Here is a 6,096-nt window from a genome sequence, read left to right on the forward strand (position 1 = left end):
AAGCGTCGCGTCATTCAAGCAAGTGCAAGCTACGTTCGCTGAAAAATGCTTACAAAGGTAGCCCACTAAGCTATTAGACGTGACCTAAACGACCCGGTCTGGGAATTTTCCCTGACCGGGTCGTTTTTTTTTGCTCTCAAATAATGTTTGCTAGCAATCAACGCAAGTCGGACCGCGGCCCCGCAGAGTTCGCCACGTGTCGGCCGACAACATGTCCTGTCGTCATTCTTGCGGTTTCCAGACGGACGTTTCGAGCTGTGATCGTGCGAAGCGGAAAATACGGGAGCCAAATATTCACATTGACTCTGTCTCGCTAATTTTCTAGCTATGCCTATCGAAAAATTGCACGCTGTACGGATCCCATGGGACCACGTCGTATCACCAACCCCGCTCCGAAGACATGTCCAAACGCATCTTCTTTTCTGTTGGTGAACCCAGTGGCGACCAGCATGCCGCTCGCTTGATCACTCATTTGAAGCAATCGTTTCCCGAGATCCAAACGACCGGTTTCGGTGGCGAGGCGATGCAGGCCGCCGGCTGCGAAATCGAATTGGATCTGACCAAGCACGCTGTGGTGGGGATCCTCGAAGTCTTGCCAAAACTGCGTGAGTTCTTTGGCTTTGCCGATCAAGCCGAAGCGATTTTCAAGTCGGGGCAGATCGATGCGGTCGTGTTGGTCGATTTTCCCGGGTTCAATTGGCACATCGCCAAACGCGCCAAACGCTACGGCATTCCAGTCTACTACTACTGCCCGCCTCAATTGTGGGCCTGGGGCGGTTGGCGAGTACGCAAGATGCGTCGGCTGGTCGATCATGTGTTGACTGTCTTGCCGGTCGAACAGACCTACTTTACCAAACACAACATCCCCGCCACCTACGTCGGGCACCCGTTCTTTGATGCGGTCGCGTTGGCGGAGCTCGACGAGCAATTGCTATCGCGATTTGCTAAACAAACCGAATCAGGCGATCAGCTTGTTGCCGTTCTGCCGGGGTCGCGGACTCATGAAGTGCATCGCACTTGGCCCGTGATGCTCGAGTCGATTCGTCAATTAGCCAAGTCCGAGCCGTCCGCAAAATTCCTGGTTGCAGCCTATCGCGATCGTCACTGCTTATGGTGTCGCAACCAATTGACCGCTGCGGATGCCGATCTGCCGATCGAATTCTACGTCGATCGCACCAGCGAAGTGATCGAAGCGGCACGGTGTGCGATGATGGTCAGCGGTTCGGTCAGTTTAGAGTTGATGGCGCGGCGAACCCCTGCAGCGGTCACCTACCGGATCGGCCGGTTTCTGTACGCGTTCGCCAAGATGGTCGTCAAGCTCGACTCGATCACGCTGCCAAACTTGATGAGTCCCCGCAAAGTCTTTCCCGAGTTCATCTCGGTCGGGTCCACTCAGCCGGCGGTCGATTTTCTGACGCAATCGGTCGGCGCGATGCTGCACGACGAGTTTTACTACCGTCAAACACTCAAAACGATTGACGAACTGTGTCACCAACACGCTGGCGGCGGTGCCACCGCAAAAGCAGCCACTTGGATCGGAGAGAACGTGCTAGGCCACCGCGACGAAGCCATTCGTCGCGCCGCCTAACCGCCCCGCAATCCCCGCAAGCGAAAGTCCTCAAGACTATTCGTGAATCGCCGAACAAGTCGAAACTCACGCACGAGTTCCGCGACGACCCAAGACGTCGCTTGTAAAATCGACGTCCTTAGCGGTCCAATCCGTCGATGGCGAAGCAATAGATTTCGGTTTGGATCGACTTCTCGAAATCGTTGTCACAGCACACCCATAGCGTGCGGCGACCATCGGCCAAGCGAGGCCCCCAGCACAGACCTTCGGGTTTCTCGTGAGCGTGTTCGCCTCCCAGTCCAAATTTGGGGTCGAGCAAATCGATAAAGAGGCTCTTGTGTGCCGGGGTCACCGACGACGGCAAGTCCGTTTTCGGCAGCGATTCAATTCGAGTCACGTCCGTGGCCTCGGCGGTGTCGATCAAGAAGATCGCTTTCGTCTTGGCTTCGCGGCCTGCCTTGCTATCACGTTCAAGCACAAGAAAACGATCTTCGTCGACCGCCAAGATCTCGCTCGTTCCGCTGGCAAGATTGTCCAATTGGTAGACGATTTCGCGGATGCAGTTGTGATTGCCGTCAAAGACCACGCAGCGGCAATTCAGTCCAATGCAATATCCATTTTCGATCACGGCGTCTTGGATCAGCGGGCTTTGCGGAAGAGCAATCATGCGACTGCCACTCGGGGTGACGGCGATTCCTTCGAGCCCGCGGTTGCTGTAAACCCCTTTGGTAAAGACGCCGTCTTCCACCGCTCGCAACCGGAACTTGTCGGGCACCGTGAATTCGTTCGAGATCCGTCCCGACTCGTCAACGACAACAATATGAGGCCCATACTCGTCGCTGATCAACAACGATTTATCGGGCAGCATTCGTACACTCTCAGGATCAAACGCGGTCCAAACGGGATGTGGGGTTGGGGAATTCAGACACTTTTCGTGGGCTTCGATCGAACCGACAAGCGGTTCGCCGGTGGGCGTGCTGAGCATTCGCGTCGTCTTTAGCGCGAAGGCGATGGATTGTGATGTCGGGTCGACGGTGATATCCGCTTCGTGGTAGCGGCACTGATAGCTAACTTCGCCATCGCCCGCCCCACGATCGGCAAGCAGCAAGAATCGGTTGCCGATGCCGGTGTATTCGATTCCCGACAGGCCGCCAAATTGATTCGATGGCGAGCCGTCTTCAAGCGGTTTGTCATCGTGGCTGAGGTCGTGTTGATCGCCATCGATCGCGACTTTTCCCACCAGTTCAATCGTAGGCGTTGCCGCGTGGACCGCAGCTCCGCCCAAACCCAATGTTGCAATTCCAATGCTCAAAAAAGATCGAATCAGGCCCGTTTTACAGGTCATTTTTTGTACCAGCAAAAAACCAGAGGAGTGAGTGGAAGCGACAATCGTTCCATGCTCGCGCAGGAAGAAAAGCAAAACCCTGCGATCGGTTGATCGAGTGGGATTATGTAAAAGCTTGGCGAAAATCAGATGTTGGGATTGTGAAGATTGCGCGAAGGAACGGCTGTGATGGAGCTTACGCTAGAAATTTCTTTCCCTGCCCCACTCGCTTTCGCCGGTCCATTCCATTTTGCCCCCATCGCTCAAAGCCACTTCGATGCGATGGCCGTGCGACTTGGATGCACAAAATTCCACTCATTGGGTCGGATCCGCACACAATGATGAATCACTTTGGGATGGCGGTTTCGATGCTTGGGACGGTGAATTCGTCCCCGCGACACGCGACACGCGAGTCGCTCCGTCGTCCAAATCGCGGATCGCCGCTGTTTTTGCCAAAATGGCGACGTTGATGGCAGAGTAAACGCCTAGGACTTCAGCGGATCGGACAGGGGATAACGAAAAAAAGGAATTTTACTGGAACGCCACGTGCAGATCGCTGGCGATTGGCCAAGGCCGTCTACTTTGGTAGCGGTGCGGCGCGAGCCGCCCGGTGGGAGCTAATAAAAACGTTCGATTTAGACCGGGCGGCTTGCGCCGCTCCGCTATAAACACCACGCGTTTGGTGTCAAAGCAGATGGCATTGGGTGATAGACGGTCGCTCCGTACACGCGTGATCGTCTCCCGGGTGATCCTTAGCGGGTGACCGAACTAATTTATCGTTTACGACCACCAGAGAATCGCACACCATGATCCGTCGCTACCTTGCCCCCTTTGTCGTACCGTTGTTAATGGCGACGCTGCTGAGCGGAATCGCCGACGCCCAGCGTGGCCCCGGAAATGGTCGCGGTTTTGGCCAGGGCGGCCAAGGTGGTCAACACGGCCACGATGAACGTCACGACGAAGACCGCCAGTTGTTTCATTTCTTGCTGACAAACCACGAACAGATCACACGGACCGTCCGACAGCTTCCCAGTGGCGTCGAAACCCTGACCGAATCGGACGACCCTGCCATTGCGGCGAAGATCCAAGAACACGTTCGTTGGATGCAGTACCGGGTCGAAGAGAGCAAGCCGATTCGCATGCGCGACCCGTTGTTCGCGGAGATTTTTCGCCATACCGATCAAATCAAAATGGTCCGCGTCGATACGGACAAGGGCGTTCGCGTCACTGAAACATCGGATGACCCGTATGTCGTAAAATTAATCAAAGCTCACGCCCAAGCTGTCTCTGGTTTTGTTGCCAAAGGGTTCCCGGAAGCCATGAAGAATCATCCCGTGCCAGAAGAGGTTGCGGCGGATCCGCCCAAGTATTCGCACCCGGCGATCGCCAAGTATGGCAAAGTCGTCTCGCTGCCGGACGCCACGCAGCAACCTCGCGACGGCAGCCGCATCGTTGTCGATGTCACACAAGGCGGCGAGCCGGACAAGCTGAACTCTGCGCTGGATAAGGTCGCTCGCTTTGTCAACATCTACCGCGGTGCTGGCAAGAAGCCGGCCCAGGTCGAAATCGCCGTTGTCCTTCACGGCGATGCGACGTTGACCATTTTGAACGATGACGCCTATGCCGCTCGTTTTCAAACCAAAGGCAATCCCAATCTCGATTGTTTACAGGCACTGCACGAAGCCGACGTTCAGATCTTCGTTTGCGGCCAGTCGCTGATCGGTAGCAAGGCCAAGCCGGACCAGGTCGTGGTGTTTGCCGACGTCGCCGTGTCGGCCCTGACCTCTCTGGTCAATTTGCAAACCGAAGGCTACGCCTACGTGCCGCTGGGCAAGTAAACGATCGGCCTAGTGGCATTAGGCGTTGGCTCACTCGAACTACATCTAGATTGGCATGAATAAGATTGGGAATGTTTTCAAAGGCTGGCCCTGGCGGTTGCTGAAAGGGTTGGCTGTGCTTGCGGCCATCGCCGCCGGTGTTTTTTGGATGCGATTTGCGCCCGTACCCGTTCTCGCCCACACCGCTGCGCGAGGCGAGATTGTTGCCGAAGTGATGGGCACTGGAACGCTGGAAGCTCGCGTGGGAGCGACCGTTAGCCCCAAAATATCCGGCCGCGTGGTGGAGTTGATGGTCGATCAAGGGGATCGTGTGACGGCCGGCGATTTGTTAGTGCGACTGGATGACGAGGAATGGAAGCAGCAGGTGGCAATCGCTCAGGCCAACGTCGATGCCGCCTCGGCGGCCATCACTCGTCTGACCACCGACAAAAATCGTTCGGTCGCCGTCTACGATCAAGCGAAGAAGAGTCACGACCGAACTCAAACGTTGGTCTCACAGAACGCCGTCAGTCGAGACGATGTTGACAAGGCCGTCGAGACGTTGGCGGTGGCAGAGTCGGGGGTGTCGCGAGCCGAAGCGGCGATTGTCGAGGGCCAAACCGAACTGGTCGCTGCCGAGAAAACGCTGCAGTATCATCGCGCGAGATTGCGTGATATGGAAATCCTGGCGCCGTTTGATGGGCTGATCGTTCGCCGCCATCGAGAACCGGGCGACATTGTCGCTCCTGGTGGTTTGATCCTAACGTTGATATCCACCGACGAGTTGTGGATCCGCGCTTGGGTTGACGAAACCGAGATGGCTCGACTGGCCGAACAACAGTCCGCGCGGGTCGTATTTCGCTCGCAGCCCGAACGGTCCTTTCCCGGATCGGTTGCACGACTGGGACGGGAAGCCGACCGCGAAACGCGTGAGTTCATTGTCGAGGTAAGTGTCCTGGAACTGCCCAAAAACTGGGCCGTCGGCCAGCGAGCCGAAGTGTTTATCAAAGCGGACGAGGTGGCGGATGCCGTGGTCTTGCCAACCGAATTTCTCGTCCAGCAACCCCATGACAGCGGCGTGTTTGTCCTTGTCGATGGGCACGCAACATGGCGGCCGCTCACGCTGGGGATCCGCGGTCGCGATACGGTCGAAGTCCGCGAAGGGCTGGCCGCCGGCGACGTGGTGATCATGCCCGTCAAGCAGCAAACGTTGCTCAGAGACAGCCAACCGGTGGTGATTCCGTGAACCTGCTCCGAAAACGGCATCCGGTAATTTGCTGGGTGCGGGCAGACCGATAGCGATGGCTCTTATGGACAAGGCCTTAAATATCGGCTTGTGGATTATTTGTGTTTAGGTGACGTGACGTCGTTCAGGCTGCCTGGAAAGG

The 6,096-nt window shown here is 56.4% G+C and carries 5 protein-coding genes; 4 read left to right on the forward strand and 1 reads right to left on the reverse strand.

Annotated elements, in window-relative coordinates:
• The first annotated feature begins 400 nt into the window (after positions 1–400).
• Positions 401–1,588, forward strand: a complete 1,188-nt coding sequence (lpxB, locus tag ABX962_RS27445; protein ID WP_372724207.1) for a lipid-A-disaccharide synthase — start codon at positions 401–403, stop codon at positions 1,586–1,588.
• 118 nt (positions 1,589–1,706) lie between these two features.
• On the opposite strand, the gene ABX962_RS27450 is transcribed toward lpxB, so the two are convergent.
• Positions 1,707–2,879 carry an esterase-like activity of phytase family protein gene (locus ABX962_RS27450; RefSeq protein ID WP_372724209.1) on the reverse strand — a complete coding sequence of 391 codons (1,173 nt, stop codon included), beginning with the start codon at positions 2,877–2,879 and terminating at the stop codon, positions 1,707–1,709.
• Between the two features lie 289 nt (positions 2,880–3,168).
• On the opposite strand from ABX962_RS27450, the gene ABX962_RS27455 reads away from it, so the two are divergent.
• The 3 genes from ABX962_RS27455 (at position 3,169) to ABX962_RS27465 (ending at position 5,954) form a co-directional block, all read left to right on the forward strand.
• Positions 3,169–3,372, forward strand: a complete 204-nt coding sequence (locus tag ABX962_RS27455) for a hypothetical protein (protein WP_372724211.1) — start codon at positions 3,169–3,171, stop codon at positions 3,370–3,372.
• Between the two features lie 325 nt (positions 3,373–3,697).
• Positions 3,698–4,729 (forward strand): DsrE family protein, encoded by a 1,032-nt coding sequence (locus ABX962_RS27460; protein WP_372724213.1) that lies wholly within the window; start codon positions 3,698–3,700, stop codon positions 4,727–4,729.
• Between the two features lie 55 nt (positions 4,730–4,784).
• Positions 4,785–5,954 (forward strand): efflux RND transporter periplasmic adaptor subunit, encoded by a 1,170-nt coding sequence (locus tag ABX962_RS27465; RefSeq protein WP_372724215.1) that lies wholly within the window; start codon positions 4,785–4,787, stop codon positions 5,952–5,954.
• The last annotated feature ends 142 nt before the right edge of the window (positions 5,955–6,096 follow it).

The sequence above is a fragment of the Novipirellula sp. genome (assembly GCF_041583735.1).
GTDB lineage: Bacteria > Planctomycetota > Planctomycetia > Pirellulales > Pirellulaceae > Novipirellula.

Coding starts and splice junctions, on each gene's coding strand:
- lpxB (WP_372724207.1), top strand. CDS start 401: ATGTCCAAACGCATCTTCTTTTCTGTTGGTGAACCCAGTGGCGACCAG.
- ABX962_RS27455 (WP_372724211.1), top strand. CDS start 3,169: ATGCGATGGCCGTGCGACTTGGATGCACAAAATTCCACTCATTGGGTC.
- ABX962_RS27460 (WP_372724213.1), top strand. CDS start 3,698: ATGATCCGTCGCTACCTTGCCCCCTTTGTCGTACCGTTGTTAATGGCG.
- ABX962_RS27465 (WP_372724215.1), top strand. CDS start 4,785: ATGAATAAGATTGGGAATGTTTTCAAAGGCTGGCCCTGGCGGTTGCTG.